The sequence below is a fragment of the Paenibacillus sp. GCM10027628 genome, from assembly GCF_042676385.1.
GTDB lineage: Bacteria > Bacillota > Bacilli > Paenibacillales > NBRC-103111 > Paenibacillus_E.
Genome location: NZ_JBHTHA010000002.1, coordinates 1,361,521 through 1,378,814, shown reverse-complemented (window position 1 = coordinate 1,378,814; position 17,294 = coordinate 1,361,521). Strand labels below are relative to the sequence as shown.

12 protein-coding genes are annotated in these 17,294 nt (G+C 47.1%); 9 read left to right on the top strand and 3 right to left on the bottom strand.

Going from position 1 to position 17,294, the window contains the following annotated elements:
* Positions 1-65: 65 nt before the first annotated feature.
* The 9 genes from ACFQZT_RS06745 to ACFQZT_RS06705 all read left to right on the top strand — a co-directional run bounded on the left by ACFQZT_RS06745 (position 66) and on the right by ACFQZT_RS06705 (position 13,284).
* On the top strand, positions 66-1,307 hold the full coding sequence (locus tag ACFQZT_RS06745; RefSeq protein ID WP_379297808.1) for an MFS transporter: 1,242 nt from the start codon (positions 66-68) through the stop codon (positions 1,305-1,307).
* Between the two features lie 310 nt (positions 1,308-1,617).
* Positions 1,618-3,855 carry an AraC family transcriptional regulator gene (locus ACFQZT_RS06740; protein WP_379297806.1) on the top strand — a complete coding sequence of 746 codons (2,238 nt, stop codon included), beginning with the start codon at positions 1,618-1,620 and terminating at the stop codon, positions 3,853-3,855.
* A gap of 268 nt (positions 3,856-4,123) precedes the next feature.
* The gene (locus ACFQZT_RS06735) at positions 4,124-5,740 is read left to right on the top strand and encodes an extracellular solute-binding protein (RefSeq protein WP_379297803.1); all 1,617 of its coding nucleotides are present in this window, start codon (positions 4,124-4,126) and stop codon (positions 5,738-5,740) included.
* A 97-nt stretch (positions 5,741-5,837) separates the two neighbouring features.
* Positions 5,838-6,743: an ABC transporter permease gene (locus ACFQZT_RS06730; protein ID WP_379297801.1), complete on the top strand. Its 906-nt coding sequence runs from the start codon at positions 5,838-5,840 to the stop codon at positions 6,741-6,743.
* 27 nt (positions 6,744-6,770) lie between these two features.
* Positions 6,771-7,643 carry a carbohydrate ABC transporter permease gene (locus ACFQZT_RS06725; RefSeq protein ID WP_379297799.1) on the top strand — a complete coding sequence of 291 codons (873 nt, stop codon included), beginning with the start codon at positions 6,771-6,773 and terminating at the stop codon, positions 7,641-7,643.
* 10 nt (positions 7,644-7,653) lie between these two features.
* Positions 7,654-8,607 carry a sugar phosphate isomerase/epimerase family protein gene (locus ACFQZT_RS06720; protein ID WP_379297797.1) on the top strand — a complete coding sequence of 318 codons (954 nt, stop codon included), beginning with the start codon at positions 7,654-7,656 and terminating at the stop codon, positions 8,605-8,607.
* Positions 8,600-9,271 (top strand): hypothetical protein, encoded by a 672-nt coding sequence (locus ACFQZT_RS06715; RefSeq protein ID WP_379297795.1) that lies wholly within the window; start codon positions 8,600-8,602, stop codon positions 9,269-9,271. The genes ACFQZT_RS06720 and ACFQZT_RS06715 overlap by 8 nt, the downstream gene beginning before the upstream one ends.
* A 20-nt stretch (positions 9,272-9,291) precedes the next feature.
* A complete protein-coding gene (locus tag ACFQZT_RS06710; RefSeq protein ID WP_379297793.1) occupies positions 9,292-11,019 on the top strand; it encodes a hypothetical protein in 1,728 nt (575 codons plus the stop codon).
* Positions 11,020-11,037: 18 nt separating this feature from the next.
* A complete protein-coding gene (locus ACFQZT_RS06705; protein ID WP_379297791.1) occupies positions 11,038-13,284 on the top strand; it encodes a glycoside hydrolase family 88/105 protein in 2,247 nt (748 codons plus the stop codon).
* A gap of 525 nt (positions 13,285-13,809) precedes the next feature.
* Here the strand turns inward: ACFQZT_RS06705 and ACFQZT_RS06700 are convergent.
* From ACFQZT_RS06700 to ACFQZT_RS06690, 3 genes are all read right to left on the bottom strand, one after another.
* Positions 13,810-15,039 carry a DUF4309 domain-containing protein gene (locus ACFQZT_RS06700; protein ID WP_379297789.1) on the bottom strand — a complete coding sequence of 410 codons (1,230 nt, stop codon included), beginning with the start codon at positions 15,037-15,039 and terminating at the stop codon, positions 13,810-13,812.
* Between the two features lie 140 nt (positions 15,040-15,179).
* On the bottom strand, positions 15,180-15,935 hold the full coding sequence (locus ACFQZT_RS06695) for a DeoR/GlpR family DNA-binding transcription regulator (RefSeq protein ID WP_379297787.1): 756 nt from the start codon (positions 15,933-15,935) through the stop codon (positions 15,180-15,182).
* 398 nt (positions 15,936-16,333) lie between these two features.
* Complete coding sequence (locus ACFQZT_RS06690; RefSeq protein ID WP_379297993.1) at positions 16,334-17,272, bottom strand: aldo/keto reductase; 939 nt, start codon at positions 17,270-17,272, stop codon at positions 16,334-16,336.
* Between the last annotated feature and the right edge of the window lie 22 nt (positions 17,273-17,294).

The window sequence follows — 17,294 nt, the reverse complement described above, 5'->3', positions numbered from 1 at the left end:
TTGATTCGTCAGGAACTAGGTTGAGCCTGTTGATCGAAATGTAATGTAAAGGGGTGTTTCTTACGATGTCACAATCTGCAACAACGGCCAAGCCGAACATGCGCTCATTTTTTGCGAATCGGTTCGTGCAAGCCATTCTGTTATCCGGTTTATTCCTTCAAGTCGGAATCTGGATACGTAACTTCGCGGTACTGCTCTACGTAACGGATATGACGAATAACGATCCGATCTCGGTTTCATTAATTTCCGTAGCCGAATTTGGCCCGATCTTTTTGTTTTCTTTCATAGGCGGAGCGTTTGCTGACCGCTGGAGACCGAAACTAACGATGGTATGGTGCGATATCCTTAGCGCCGTTTCCGTCTTTGCGGTTATGCTCACACTGTATTATGGTTCCTGGAAAGCGATCTTTTTCGCCACCTTGGTATCGGCTATTCTTTCGCAATTCTCGCAGCCATCCGGGATGAAGCTGTTCAAGGTTCACGTACCTGAATCGCAAATGCAGCTAGGCATGTCCATGTATCAGTCCATGATGGCGATCTTTATGATTATCGGCCCGCTCATGGGTACGTTTGTTTATTTTCACTATGGGATTAAAGTTGCCGTTGCTATTATGGGTGTATGCTTTTTATTATCCGCTGTTGTCTTAATGTTTCTTCCTGGAGATAAAAGAGAAGAAGCGAAAGAACGTACCACGCACATTTTTGCCGAAATGGGTCAAGGTTTTCGGTACGTGCTGAACAATAAAATGCTGGTCACGTTAGGCGCTTGTTTTGCAGTGGCCGGTCTTGCGCTAGGCTTGATTAGTCCGCTTGGACTCTTTATCGTAACGGAAAACTTAGGCTTGCCGAAGGAAAATCTGCAATGGTTTATGGCAGCGAACGGTGTTGCAATGATCGTTGGCGGCGGTTTAGCGATGGGATTCTCCAAAAAAATGTCGCCGCAAGCGATGCTCACGATGGGGATGGCGGTCAGCATCGTAACGATTGCCGTAATGGGTATTACACACCTGTTGTGGTTAGCGCTCGTCGCCCAATTCATATCAGGTCTCGTGATGCCGGCTATTCAAATCGGGATCAATACCATGATCCTCGGCAATACCGAAGAAGCCTTCGTAGGCAGGGTGAACGGAATTCTGAACCCTTTATTTATGGGAGCCATGGTCATTACGATGAGTTTGGCCGGCAAACTGAAAGATGCATTCCCGCTTGAAGCGATTTATTTGACGTCAGCTGCCTTGTTCGTGATTGGCGTGTTCATCATGCTGCCTTCATTGAAATATAAACCTCAGCTGCAAAAAGAAGGTTAATCGACCCATTGATGCTAAATATTTGACATTCTTCTCGATGCCCTGCAACTTCGAAATTTCGAAGTGCAGGGTGTTTTTCATTTTCGGGTTTCGTTCGGCAAATAGTTCCAACTGCAAAAAAATTATTGAAAGCGTTTAAGGTTGGGAGTATACTCGATAAATTAATATAAATTAATCTATTTTTTTACGTTTCTGCATAGTGGATTTATCAATCTGGATAGGATCCATTTATTTTTCATTAAAGGTTAAGCGCTTACTTTCGTGGGTGGACATCTGGCTGCAAAATTCGAATAAGGACAGTGTGATGTTTATGAGAAAATCATGGTATAACCGGTTGTTGCTATCTTATGTTCCCATTTTGTTCATTACCATTACTATTCTTACGTTTATTGCCGTTTCGCTGATTAATGAAATTTCTGTCCAGGAAACGGAGAAAGCGAACCAAATTTTTACCAAATATGTGATGGATTCGATGGAAACTTCTTTGCGCGGGATTGAGCGGATGGTTTTAGAGGAGATTGGCAATAACGATAAGCTGAAAAATTTTTTTGAATCCAACGGCAGCACGGATCAAAGGCTTGAAAATTATGAGGTTTCCCGTGAGCTGGGCAAAATGGTAAGCGATAATTCCTTGATCTATTCCATTTACTTGTATCGAAATGCGGATCAAACCGTTCTCTCCAGAAATTTGATTGAACGTTTGGATAATTTTGGCGATAAAGCGTTTGTTCAAAGCGTTTATAAAGAGCCAACGTCCCTACATTGGTCCTCGGTCAGAGATTACAAGGAGCTGGCAACAGATCCTAATCAAAAGGTCATCACGTTAAGCAAAAGGGCTCTTCTCCCATTCGGAGATCAAGGTATTGTCGTCGTGAATGTGAGGGTTGATGCGCTGCTTAGAATTGTGGATCAGATGATAAACAGCAAAATTACATTCATGGATATTTGGAGCGGTTCGCATGATCACATCTATCCCTTCATTGCACCTGTAGAGAAGAGCCAGAACGGTCAATTACAGGCTCAAGGAAAAATAACGACGCAAATTTACTCGGATTATATCGGTTGGAATTTCGTGAGCGGCTTGAAAGTGAGCAAAATCTACGGTTTGGTGTCCTTTATTTCCCGGATGTGGCTGGGTATCGGCATTGCGACGATTCTTCTTAGTGTGCTGTACATGATTTACGTAACACGACGGAACTATAAACCGATTAAAACGATCATGCAGCAAATTCATGCTTACCAGAATCGGGGCGATGCCAAAGGAAGCGGGAGCGACGAGTTTGCTTTCATCGGAAAAGTGCTCGACAGTCTGATCGATCAAACCGAGGTGTACGAGAAGCAGTATCAAGAGGATCTTCTGGTACGGCGTAAGCAGTTCTTTTTGGAGCTGATCGAAGGGAACTCAACAATCTCTTCCAGGGATTGGAAGGCGCATATGAGCCAGCTTAATTTGCCGGATGAGTTTCAGCATTTGGCCTTCGCGGTTGTTGAAATTGATCAATACTCGGAATTCAAAAAGAAATACAGTCACAGCGATCAAAACTTGTTAAAATTCGGCATGACGAATGTGCTTCAGGAATTTGCCGCCATGGAAGGTGCCGGTATTTGGTGCGAGTGGATTTCGGGGCAGCGATTAGCCGTTCTTTTCATATTCAATGGGACAGACGCACATCTGGAGAGCTGCTATACGCTGCTGGATAAATTTAGGACGTGGATCATGGTCAATTTGAAACAATCGGTGACGGTCGGTCTCGGCGGAGCCACGAATGACGTAAGCCACATTCATCAAATATTTAAATCGTCGATCGCAGCGCTGCAATATAAAATGTCGGCAGGTCTGAACCGGGTGTTAAGCTTTTCCGAATTGCAAGAGACGGCTTCGAACGATACGCATAAATATGTGCAGATCGTCAATGGCATTGTTCCTGATTTTCGCCTCATGAATCGAACTTGGGAAGCAACGCTTGAGCGGTTGTTCGATGAAATGGAAGAAGCGATTCTCGGAGATGCCGAGGTGCGTTACGTCCTTCATTATTTGATTCGCCTATTTAATCAAGAGATGGAAGATTTGCCGATGGAAGCGTCGCTGATATGGTCCGACAAGGTATACCCTTCCTTGATGCAACTGCTTGAGGAATCGGAGACGCTCGAACAAATATGCCCGCAAACGGTCTATTTGCTCCAATTATTATATGAACATTACGCAGCTATACGCGAAGCGAATACGCATCACAGCTTGATCAGCAAGATCCGCAAATATATTGAAGATAATTATGCCAACCCGGACCTGTCTTTGAATCATATCAGCGAGATGTTCGGTGTAAACGGGAAGTATGCCAGCCAACTGTTCAAGGAAGAATTCGGCATGAAATTCGTCGATTTTTTAGTGAACCTACGGATGGATCATGCAAAAACCCTGCTTTTGCAAACCGACGATTCCATCAATGACATTGCAGTTAAAGTTGGCTATATTCATGCGATTTCTTTCGGAAGAACTTTTAAGAAGGTGGTTGGCGTAACGCCCGGTGATTACCGGAAGTATATGTAGCGGTCGAAAGCCTTTAGCAGCAAGGCCTGAGAGGCAAATATAGCGAAAAGGTTTATTGACTGAAAAATGTAGATTGCCGGCAAAACTGAGCATACTGAATTTTGTTAGCAGGTCTGAATCATGTTGATTGACCCTTTAACGCTCCGGCCTTTATAACTAAGATACATCCGCGGCGGTCGTATCAAGCAATCATCAACCTGGTGCCACGGGTGCACACGATCTTAATATGAGCTACGCTCAAAGATCCCTATTATGAGGAGGAGTTGCAATGGTACAAAAGAAAGCTTTTAAAGGGACGGTATTTACAGTCTTGGCTGCTACACTGGTAGTTAGCGTTCTGAGCGGATGTACAAGCAACAAAGAGGGTCAAACGGCCAAAGAGACAGATAGCGCCAAAGCAACAACGGCAGCATCGAAAAGTCCGGTAACGATCAAAGTTGAAGTGTTCGACCGCGGCAACTCTCCGGCAGGAAAGTCCGTAACAAACAACTACATCACGAAGTACGTAGAAGATAATTTCACGAAGAAGACGAACATTAAAGTCGAATATGTCCCGGTGCCGAGGGCTCAAGAAGTGGAGAAGCTGAACGTATTGATGGCGAGCGGCGACGCTCCGGATATCGTGTTCACTTATGATTCGAATGTTGTGTACAAATATGTGCAGCAGGGCGGATTGACCGATGTTGGGGCGCTGCTGGATCAATACGGTTCCAACCTGAAATCGTATCTTGGCAAAGATACGCTTGCATTCGGAACTTATGACGGCAAACAATATGCGATCCCAGCAAAGCGTGTATATTTAGGGAAATATTCTTCCGAAATTCGTCAGGATTGGCTAGATAAGCTTGGTCTCCCGGCTCCTAAAACGACGGATGAGGTCTACCAAACGTTGAAAGCGTTTAAGGAAAAGAAACTTGGCGGCGACCAAACGATTCCGCTTGGCTTCTCGCTGGTGAACGCTTCATATGAACCGATTATTTGGTCTTTCATCAAAAAAATGAGCGACGAAGACCGTTATACCAAAACGCAGCAGCTCGGCTCCAGCGAATATATGCTTTTACAGGATGGACATAAGGATGGGGTCCGCTTCCTGAACAAGCTTTATAACGAAGGCATGATCAGCCCTGACTTTGCTTTGGACAAAGATAAAAAGAAATTGTACCAGGATATTGCGACAGGTAAAGTCGGTATGTATGCAGAAGATGCGGGCGGGACTTACCAAATTCTACCGCCTGATACGTATACGGTTCTGCAAAAAACGGTATCCGGAGCCAAGCTGACTCCTATTGATCCATACACGAATGAGGAAGGTAAGCACGCGAAACCTGCATATATACCGGCTGGAATGAACGTAATTATTCCAAAAACAAGCAAAGTAGCGGCCGAAGCTATTCAGTATCTGGATTGGATCGCGCAGAAAGATGTGCTTATTGCTATGACCTACGGTGTGGAAGGCAAAAATCACTCGACCGTAGATGGCTTGCCTGTAAGACTTGATAATGATGAAACGAAACAAAACTTCTACAACTATGGCGACTATACGGCGCTTGTTTCGAACGGAACCGATTTTGGCAGCCCGGACAAAAACGCCCAAGCTTTATCACTGGATTACGTTGAAGCTAACCGCAGCGCAGCGACGCAAGCTTTGAAAAATGGTTTGCAGGACGGACTGTCTCCAGTTAGATTCCAGCGTCCGATTGAAGCTGAGGCGAAATACGGCAAAGCGCTTCAAGATAAATACGAACAGCTGATTGTAAAATCGATGCTGGCTAAACCTGCCGATTTTGACAAAACGTATGACGACATGCTGAAAGATTACATGACTAACGGCGGAGATGCAATTCTAAAAGAACGTACAGAAGCCTACAAAAGCATGAAGAAATAATCCCCGGCAGCAAGGTTTCATGCATGAAGGCAGACCGGCTTTCATGCATGAATCTTTCATTAAAGACTTTTCGTGAAAGTGAAGGAAGGTGGATCGGTTGAAACGTTTCAATGTTTACTTAATCAGATATTGGCAGCTGTATGCCTTGCTTGCGCTTCCTATCGTTTATTTCATCATTTTCAAATACGGCCCGATGTACGGGGTGTTGATAGCTTTTAAAGATTATAACCTGTTTCAAGGCATTGCAAAAAGTCCGTGGATCGGACTGGATTCGTTTCGGGAAATATTTAAAATGAAGGATTTTTATGCAGCGTTAAGAAACACGTTTATGCTCAATTTTCTGGATTTGATCGTTTCCTTTCCAGCGCCAATTATCCTGGCAATCATGCTCAATGAGTTAAGAATTATAAAGTTTAAGAAAATTTCTCAAACGATATTGTATTTGCCTCATTTCATATCTTGGATCATTATCGGCGGAATTGTCAAACAAGTATTCAGCACGAACACGGGAATTTTCAATCATATGCTGAGTTATTTAAGCATCGGTCCAATTCCGTTTTTATCTGATAAATATTATTGGCTGCTTACTTATTTAGGAACAGGCGTATGGCAAAGCGCAGGTTGGGGCACGATCATTTATTTGGCGGCGATGACAGGCATCAGTAAAGAACAGTATGAAGCCGCCGAGGTTGACGGGGCAGGGCGTTTGAAGCGGATTTGGCATATTACGCTCCCGGGCATTAAATCCACGATTATCGTTCTGCTGGTTCTGAAATTGGGCGAGATGGTGCAAATCGGCTTTGACCGGCCTTTTGTGATCGGCAATGTACAGGTTCTTGAATTTTCGGAAGTGTTAAGTACTTTTGTTTATAAAATCGGTCTGCAGTCCGCGCAGTACTCCATAGCAACAGCGGTAGGCTTCTTCCAAGCGGTGGTAGGACTCGTCTTCATTCTTACTTCCAATTACATTTCCAAGAAAACGACAGATCAGGGCATCATTTAGAAGCCTTAATCAGAAAGGAGCGGGGTCATGAACGCAAAAGCAGCAAGCCGGACGTTTGACACCATTAACATTGCTTTTCTAATTTTGTTTTTATTTCTGAGCCTTGCACCCTTTTTTCACATTATTGCAATTTCGCTCAGTTCGAATGCGCCGATTATGACCGGGAAAGTTACGATTTTTCCGATGGAACTTAACTTTGAAGCTTATTCCCGCGTGCTAATGGACCCGATGATGTTGAAATCGTTGGTGTATACGGTCTATCTGACAGTTATCTTTACAATCGTTTGTATGGCAATGACGATAGCCGCAGCTTATCCGCTTACGAAAACGGAACTTAAAGGCAGAAAGTTTTTTATGTACCTGATTGTGTTTACGATGTTTTTTAGCGGAGGGATCATTCCGGAGTATATTCTTGTCAAACAGCTGCATCTGGTCAATTCGACCTGGTCGATGATTCTACCTTTGATGGTCAATCCTTTTTACTTAATTATTTTGATCTCGTTTTTCAATTCCATTCCCAAAAGCTTGGAGGAGTCCGCAGAGCTTGACGGCAGCAGCCATTTCGGCACATTAATCCGGATCATTCTTCCTTTGTCGATGCCGATCATCGCAACGTTAAGCCTGTTTTATGCGGTAAATCGTTGGAACGGTTTTATAGATACACTATTTTACATCACAGATCCTAAGTTATATCCACTGCAGCTCAAACTGTACCAGCTTATTGTAAATAGTCAGATTACCGATCAATTGCAAATCGAAGGCACGCAAATTGTGCAAGTGTTACCGGAGAGTATTAAAGCGGCTAGCATTATGTTTGCAACCGTGCCGATTCTGATCGTCTACCCATGGCTGCAAAAATATTTCGTATCGGGCATCATGCTCGGTTCGGTGAAAGGCTAGGGTCGCTTCCATGTGGGATAAAGGCGAATATTCATTTTCAACCTGCTGGAACATCAAAAAGCATCCGGCAAACGGTCGCGAGCTGATCGAGGAAATCAAAGAACTCGGTTTCCGCTATGTGGAACTGAATTACAATATAAAGGCAGAGCATCTGGAAACGATTGAACCGATGATCGAAAAGGGTGAGATTGGGATTTCCAGCGTTCATAATGTGTTCCCATACATCGCGGATAAAGACTATGACACGGATTCGGTGATGCTCGGCTTTGATGATGAAGCCAAACGGAAACGTTCCGTGGAACTGCTGATCCGGTCGATCGAATATGCGGACCGTTACGGCGCTAAAGCGGTGGTTGTGCATCCGGGCGAGGTTCCTTTCGACTACAATATCGATCATGAATTGAAACAGTTATACCGCGAACACGGCAGGGAGTCCGATGCTTATCAGAAGCTGTGGCGGGAAATGCTTCAGAAGCGTGAACAAGGCAGTCCAATTTATACGAAACGAATTCAAGACAGCCTTGAGGAAGTGTGCGAGTATTCCGCGAAAAAAGGCTACAACGTCGTGATTGGCATTGAAACGCGCTCCCGCTGCTATCAAATGCCTTCACTTTTGGAAGCAAAGACGATTTGCGACAATTTGAAGGGCAGCCCGGTATATCTATGGTACGATATCGGCCATGTCATGATGATGGACCGCATGGGTCTTTACAACAATCTCGAAGAATTGCAGCAAGTGAAGTCCTATGTGTATGGCGTGCATATCCACGAAACGCTGGAGCTGTCGGATCATTGGTGCCCGTATGTGCATAGCAAGGAAGAATACTTCGATCATTTCCTGGAAGTTATCGACAGGGCTCCGCTTAAGGTTTATGAATTGAAAGCGGTTTGCCAGCCGGAAGAAATCCATGAAAGCCACGGACTCATCGCAAGCAAAATCGCTTCGCTGAAAAAGCATGGATAGACAGCTCATTGAGGCTTATGCGCCATATCTATATTTTGACAAGCATGAACCCTTCTTCCCGGTTCGGGTCGGGGTAACGATTTTCGAGCAGGAGGGGGCATCTCCTTCGTTTCGAAGATCGTTTTCTTTTCGCGACCCCCGGCTGAAGAAGATTATTGAATATGCGATTTACTGGGATTATGATATTCAGCATTTATATGAATTGGAGCATGTGTGGGTATACATCGGACATGAGGGAGAAGTTATCGATTGCGAGGCGAGCTTTCACGGCAAGTATTTGAAGGGACTGCTCAAAGACCGCAGCAATTTGGCGGACGGGACGCATGTACGGCTCTATTCTCAGCCTGGGAAGCATGCGTTTTGTCCGGTTGCTGAATTTTTGGAGCTGGTGCCGCATTTTTGGACCGCAGTGAAGGAAGATGCGGGAGCGGATGGTCTAACGGTTCCGTATTTTTTGGAGGAAACACTTGCGACGAATGAGGATACGAATAAGCTGGTTGAAGCTTATTTGCGCACTTGTGCGTTTACGCCGGCTTTGGACTATAAGGAATACCGTTTCGACGAGTCTCATTTCGTGCCGTGGCCCCAGCTCCTGAACGAAATTCCCCAGCGGATTCAGGCGAAACTTGCGGAGCTTAGGAAATGGTATGAGCAACAGACATGATGGTGGAGAGGTGAAAGTTTATGTACGAGCGATTAGTGAAAATCAATGATAAATGGACGGAAGATACGCTGCGCCAGCAGGTTGCTGACACGAACAGCAGGTCTTATGGAGGCATTGCGGATCCGATTAGCGGGGTTGCCATGGCAAGTCATGTATGCTCTGCAGCGGTGCTGCCTCAGTGGGTTCCTGCGCTGCTCAATCCGGACTCCGCTTATTACAGGAACAGCGAGCTACTCACGGCAACGGATCGAGTCGCAGCCTTCATGCTGAACCGCCAGCACCCGGATGGAACGATATCCCCCGGTTATACCAACTACAATTCGCCGCCGGATACGGCATTCGTTATCGGCATTATGGCTCCGGTATACCAGCTTCTGAAGAAGGCTGACTGGGAACCGGCGCAGCCGGTCGCCGAGAAGCTGAAGCTGTTTCTTGAAAGATCCATTCCGGCGATGTTGACCGGCGGCTGTCATACGCCCAATCACCGTTGGGTGATCACGGCGGCGCTTGCCTTTCTGTATGAAATATTTGCGCTGCCCGAGCTTGCAGACAGAGCTGACGAATGGCTTTCGGAAGGCATGGACATGACGGCGGACGGCGAATGGACGGAGCGAAGCAACGGCATTTATAATGCGGTAAGCGATATTGCCCTGATTCATACGGCAAGGCTTTTGAACCGTCCGGAGCTTTTCGAATTTGTTCGGCAAAATTTACGCATGATGGTGTATTTGATTCATCCTTCCGGGGAAGTCGTCACCGAGTATTCCGGTCGTCAAGATTTCGGACAAAAATCGGACATGGCGTACTACTTTCTCAGCTACAGCTTGATGGCGGCGCGCGACGGCGATCCGTTATTTGCGGCGATGTCCGACTATGCTGGAGGTTGCATTAGCGAAAATACGGTCCATCATAACGCTATGTTAGGCTATCTGCTGTTTCCGGAGATCCGTCTGACGGATTTGGAAAGAGCGCCGCTGCCGGAGCAATACAACAAAATTATTAATGGCGAGCATCCTATCGCCGAACACTTAAATCGGGTACATGCAGTAGGCCATCATTCCAAAATTCAGCACAGCGGCATGCATTTCGCTTTCGGCAGTCCGATTGTGCGTATTCGCGACAAAGAGGACAGTGTGACGCTGATGACCAGAACGCCTTCTTTCTTTTCGCTAAGACACGGTAAAGCCAGATTGCTGGGTGTAAAGCTGGCAACTTCGTTTTTACCGGGCGTCGTCGATTTCAATGAATTTCACATGGTGGGCGGTGTGTACAAGCTGGCCAGAACCCAGGAAAAAGGGTATAACGGACCTATTCCTCGCCAATTGCTGCCCGGAAGCCTGACCCGTGAATCGGTGAGTCCTTGGTATTTGCTCCCGCATCAGCACCGTCCCGCTACGCACGTGCAGGAGCATAGACTTCAAGTTGAGCTGTCCCAGCATGCAAACGAGTGGATGATCCATGTCAAATCGGATGAGCGGGAGGATGTGTTTGCGCAGCTTACCTTCGTTCTTGGAGAAGAAGGAACTGTTGAGGGAGACAGCTTGCTTGAGGCGGGAGGTGACCGCTATTTCCATAAAGGCGGATCGTTTACCTATAAAATGGGGACCGATGTCATTCAGATCGAAGGCGGCGCTTATGATCACCGGCTGCCGATGATCCGAGAAGATCAGCACCCCGGCGGATGCAAGTATGTGCATGTGAATTTGTTGACGCCTTTCGATCAGACCTTCAGGATTCGATTGCTTTAAGCGGAGAGGATGTTCAAATTGACGACGTATATTGAAGAATTAGATAGCTCCTACTACCGTTTCGGAGATGACGATCATGGCATTCTGACCCTGCTGGCCGATCGTTACATGGGGGCGAACCCGGCTGCGCCATTCACTTATCGGGCTTTTCATAAGTCCGGTATTATGCAGACGGCGGAGGGATTGTTTAACATTAATTTAGCCGAAAAGCTTCCTCACGCGCGGGTCGGCCAGTATGCGTATGCGTGCGCATTAGTTTGGAGCGAAAGCGAGCGGAATCTGGAGCTCGGCCTCAGCTGCCTCGGTCCGCTGCGTTTTTATTTCAACGGACAATTGGCCTACCGGTCCAATGTGATCGACGAAATCAAGCCGGATGCCAAAGTGAAGCTGAATGTGGATTTCCGTAAAGGCTGGAATTACTTGGCCATTCAAATGCGCAAAACGCCGGCAGGATTTGGCTGTCTTTTTGGTGCGGAAGAGGCTAAGGTTCGTATCCTGAATGTGCTTTCGCCATTCCAGGAGCGCAAAGGCCAAGCCGGTTGGGTATTCTCAGAACCAACAAATGAAGATATCTATGCCGGCGGGGCATTCCCTGACTTGTTGGCATCGGAAAAAGACAGCGGTTTGAGCTGGCTTCCCGTAACAGAATGGAGTCCTGAAGAAAGCGGCATGCTGCCGTGCGAACGGATATTCGGCATGCATCCGGGCCTCGCCGCTTACGCTTGGTCCAAGGTAATCGTATCAGGAACACGCAAACAGGTTTGCAAGCTGGAAGGAAGTGCGGAAGGACCGCTGACCGTATGGATCAAAGGCGAGCCGGTAGTGGATTGCAAGCAAGCCGGGGAATTTGCGACGACTGTGGAGCTGCCTGCCGGCAAACACGATGTTTTGGTTAAAAGCATTTGCGGCGCAAACCGCTGGGGCTTCCGGATCGGTATCCTAGCAGGTGACGTGCCGTGCGCGTTGGCGCAGCCCTACCCGATCCAAGGTTATGCGGAGCCGTGGCTTTATGCCGGACCCGTTGATGCGAAGGATGAAACGAATCCATCCGCGATCATGTCCATGTCGCATTTGTTTGATGACGCCATGGGCGGGCCGGGCATGTCCGGCAAAGTGTACTGGCAGCTCGATGCGCCAGCGGCACGAGTCCGTCCGTACTACGAGAATGCGATGCTCAGCAACAAATGGACCACGAGCGGCGTCACGAATTTCGGCCGCTGGGATTATCCGTTAGGCGTCACCATGTACGGACTTCTGCAAAGCGGCAGATTGCTGGAACGCCCGGATCTGATCAAGTACGCGATTGCTCATATTCGCGCTTGTACGGATATGTATGAATATTCGCTTTGGGACCGCAAAGAGTACGGGTTCCCGGCAGTGAACCAGCAGTTGGTGCTGATGAAAATGCTGGATAATTGCGGCTCGTTCGGCTCAGCCATGCTGGAAGCTTATGCGGAGTGCGAGGATCCGAACTTCCTGGCGATCGCTGGTAAGATCGCGGATTTCATCATCAACCGCCTGGAGAGAAAGAAGGACGGCGTATTCTTCAGAGAATGCCGAGGCGACTATTCGGAGAATACGATGTGGGCGGATGATCTCTACATGAGTACGCCGTTTCTGCGCAGATTTGCCGATAGTACAGGAAGCAGAAGAGCTCTGGACGAAGCGGCCAAGCAATTCCTGCTCTTTAAGAAATACCTGTTCATGCCTGAGCAGAAAATCATGTCCCATGTTTTTGACTTTAAATATGAGAGAGCGACGGGAATTCCTTGGGGACGCGGGAACGGATGGACGATTTTTTCCTTATCGGAAGTGCTGGAGGTACTCCCTGAGGAGCATCCTGACCGCCCTGAACTGCTTGCATTTTTCAATGCATTGTGCGAAGGCTATATCAAGCTGCAGGGCGATAACGGCTTGTGGCACCAAGTGCTGAACGATCCCGATGCTTATCAGGAGGCTTCGTGCACGGCCATGTTTGCGTTCGCCTTCGCCAGAGGCGTCCGCTTCGGCTGGCTAAACGAACCATCGCTTTATGCGGATGCCGCTTTGAAGGCTTGGGAGGGTCTCACCCGGAACGCGATCGACCGTCATGGCAACGTGCACGGCGTATGCAGCGGCTCGCGCTATTCGTTCACCGCCGAATACTACAAAGAGGACCTGCTCACGGTCCTCAACGATAATCATGGTATCGGCATCATGATGCTAGCCGGTACTGAAGTGCTGAAGCTTAAGCGCTGGCAGGGTGAAGGCGCATATCTATCCTGATTCATGTCACCAGAGCGCTCATGATGGAACCGGATTATGTAGACAGTGAGGGAGATGAAATGAAATAATAGGAGAAAATGACTTACCTCCCCTATAGAGGGGGTTGTAATTGGATAGGTAACAAAGGAAACTGTGCAAGATTCCAATTTGTGGATAAATATCATCAAGCTATTTATCCGGAATGACCACAAAAGCTCGAGTAGAGAAGAGTGAAATGCCTAAACAGTCTATATGTCAACATTTCCTCTTACCCGTAACGGAAAGAACCAAGGGCGCTAAATAGAGAACATTTTGACGCATTTGGTGGGTGAATGACCGCCAATCGGGCTTCGAACGAATAAAATTCCATAATTAGCGAAGACTGTTCGTTGTTTATGGACTTTTGTTCTTTCGAGCCCCCGAAATGGCTATTTCTCCGAAATTTAGCGTCAAGCTTGTTCGCTATTAACGACCTTTGTTCTTTATCAAGCGGGTGACCCGAAGGTACTCGTTCTCATTTGAGAAAACGAGTGGGTCTTTTGCCCTTCAATAGCCACCCGGCCCCTCCTGCTCCGACATCATGATCTGCCACCCGGTCACCGCATCTAGATATACAGCCATTTTATTCCCAGCGGGATAGACGGCTTCAACGATCCAAACACTGTAAATTTCTTTTAAGTTATTTATATTAAATTCCATATTCGGAGCGAATCGCGCGTTCCATTCGGCTGCCGGATTGTTTTCAAATTGCTTGGCAATTTCAAACGCTTGATTTTGACTTAGATAGGTCTGGGAAGCGGCTTGTTGTGTAAAATCTTTGGATTTGAAAGCGACGTTGACTTCTTGATTCAACTCGTAAAGCGAATATTGAACGCGCTCGTTCTCTAGTTTTTTGGAGCTTCCGATGTAGTATTGGAGAGTAATTTGCCGGCCTTCATGATTGACCGCAACCACGGTAATGTCGTTTTTTCCTAATGGGCTTTTCAGTAAAACGTACGTTTTGCCATTGTCATGAAAATACGTTTCCACACTTCCCTGGACGTTCAACTGGGCTTCAACGCGATCTTTTATCTGATCAGGGACCGCATACAATTTTCTGATATCGACGTAGTCCCGTTTCTTTAATGTTAACGAACGGACTTTGCCCGTTTCACTGTCTGCATTAAAAAATAATTGATAACCCCCGGCTTCATAATAGAGATACCAGCCATTTTCAACATCGTTAATCCCCTCATCCTTCGGCTGACCGATTGCTTTCTTGATTTCATCCACCGTATATGCGAGCGTGTTCCCGCCAACACGAATTGCACCCACACTCTCATCCGGATTCGAGAAGAAATAATAATAATCGAACCATGCCATATAAGCCGTTTGCCAAGTGCCTGTTTTTTGAGGCTCTCCCCACTTCTGAAGAACCTCTTTTTTGCTGGCGCCGATCCCAAAATCAATATCTTTTATTTTTCCTTTGGATACGAATGAAAGAAAATCTTTATCAATGATCAATTTGTTACTCAAGTTTGTATCGTTAATGGCCACCGTTTGTGTCTCATCATCGTATTTTACAATTTTCCCCAAACTTTCAGCTAACCATCTGATGGGAACATAGGCGTGGCCGTCCACATTCAATGTTTTATATTCATCGTCCAGTGCTTTGCTTTTACCATTAAACGTGTATGTAGCCTGAAATAGATAGGCCTGAATCGTATCCGATGCGTAAACAGCCGATGTTGCAGTCAGAACGATTCCACAAATGAGACCAAGGATAAATCTTTTCATTAAAGCACCACTCCCGTTATTCCATTATTATCCATTAGACGTAGGTGCATTTAGTAAGTTTCTAAGGAATTGGATGATTTGAAAAATAAAAACCCGATCCTACCGGCAATCGCCTGTTCAGATCGAGTCTATGGTTCAGCTTATAAGAAAGGCACGCCAGCTTCTTTAAAAGCAAGCGTCATTTCCGGCGTAATCGATGAATCGCTGATGATTCCGGCCGTTTCCTGCACATCGCCAATGACGAACAGGGAGCTGCGGCTAAATTTCGAATGATCCGCCACGAGGTACGTTTCCATGGATCGTTTCATCATGCAGCGGTTCGTTTCCGCTTCAAGCTCGTTGTAAATCATCATACCGCGTGACAGGGAGACGCCATCGACACCCATGAATGTTTTGCGGATACTCAGATTTTCAAGCGTCGCGTTGGCGAGCGGCCCCGAAAGTTCGAAGGTTTGGGTACGGATAACCCCGCCAGTCACGATGAGCTGTAGTCCGGGTGTGCCGATCAATTCGTAGGCAATGTTGACTGCATTCGTAATGACCGTCAAGTTTTTGAATTGGTTCAGCTTCTTGGCGATGAATGTTGTCGTCGTGCCACCGGTTAAGCCGATAATGTCGCCATCCTCAATGTAGTGCAGCGCCTTATCGGCAATTTCTTTCTTTTCGTCCGTGTAGAGATCCATTTTGTTGAAAAAGGGGACCTCGACCTTCAAGCTTTCCAGCACGGCACCGCCGAATGTGCGGATACAGCGCTTTTCCTGCTCGAGAATCTCCAAGTCCCGTCTAGCCGTTGCTTCCGATACAGCGAATTGCTGTACGATATCGGTTAAGGCAATAGAGCCCTTATCTTTAATGACCTGCATAATCGCATCTCTGCGCACATCTGTCTTTCCCATGGATCCTCCTAAGATTACCAATGCTTGGATAACCGCTTACTTATATCTTATCATGTCCATGGAGATATCGTCTATCTGCGAGGCGTGACCAAAAATCGGATCACGAAATCGCAGGATTGCAATTAACTGGAAAAAGTCATGTTAATTTAACAGATTGCTTGTTTTCTGTCCGAATAACGGGAAAACCTCCCGATAATTCGATATTGACCGGTCATTTGTTCCATTAATGGATAATTTAGCTGGAGCTATTCCAGCTATTTGTAATCCAAGCGGTGTTGAAGCCAAATTAGCGGGAGGATTTCCATGTAAAGTAGAGGAACCGAACTAGCGGGAAAATTTAAAGCGAAGGAACCAAACGAACATGAAAAAACGCCCCGGCAACGCCGGGACGTTAAAATTTATACTGCTGCTTCGGCCAAATCGAGCCATGCCAGCTCTTGCGGGGTCAGCTTCAGCTGAGCGCCTTCATAGCACGACTTCATCTCAGCCTCGCTGCGGGGGCCGATTAGCGCGCCGGTCGGAAACGGCTGATTCAGAACATACGCCAGCGCAATCTGGATGGTGCTGACGCCTTTCTCTTGCGCCAGCTGTTCGGCGCGGCGAAGTCGCGTCCAGTTGGCGTCGCTGTAGAAGACGCGGACGAGATCCACGTTATCCCGATTCTCCGGCGTGAACCGGCCGCTGAAAAATCCTCTCGCTTGAGCGGACCAGGAAAGCAGCGGAAGCTGGGAAGCTGCGTACCATTCAAGCGCTTCGCTGTCAGCGGAAACACATCCAGGCCAGAAAGGTTCGTTCGCTTTGGCCAGGCTGAGGTTGGGGCTGCTGAAGCTGAAACCGATCAACCCGTGCTGCTTCGCATAGTCGGCGGCTTCCTGAAGGCGCTGGTGCGTCCAGTTGGAAGCGCCGAATGTGCGGATTCTTCCGGCTTCCACCTGCTCGTTGAGCGCTTCCACAATGGCACCGACTGGAACGGACGGATCATCGCGGTGCAGAGCATAGAGATCGACATAATCGGTCCGCAGCCGCTCCAGACTTGTGAGCAGGTCGCTGTGAATCGCGTCCCGGTTGACGCGCGGACCGTTCTGATCATGATGCGCGCCTTTGGTAAAGATGTTCATTGTTTCCCGGTTGCCCTGCTGATCCAGCCAGATGCCGATGGCTTGCTCGCTTTCGCCGCCGCAATAAATGAATGCCGTATCGATCGTATTCCCGCCAATCGATAAATAATGGCCTAGAATATCGCTGACTTCCACAGGGTTATCCAATCTGAAGAAATCGGAACCCATTATCAATTGGGAAACAGGCTTATCTAATCCTTTGATTTGAATGTGCTTCATATTCATCCCAGCCCTTCGTTAA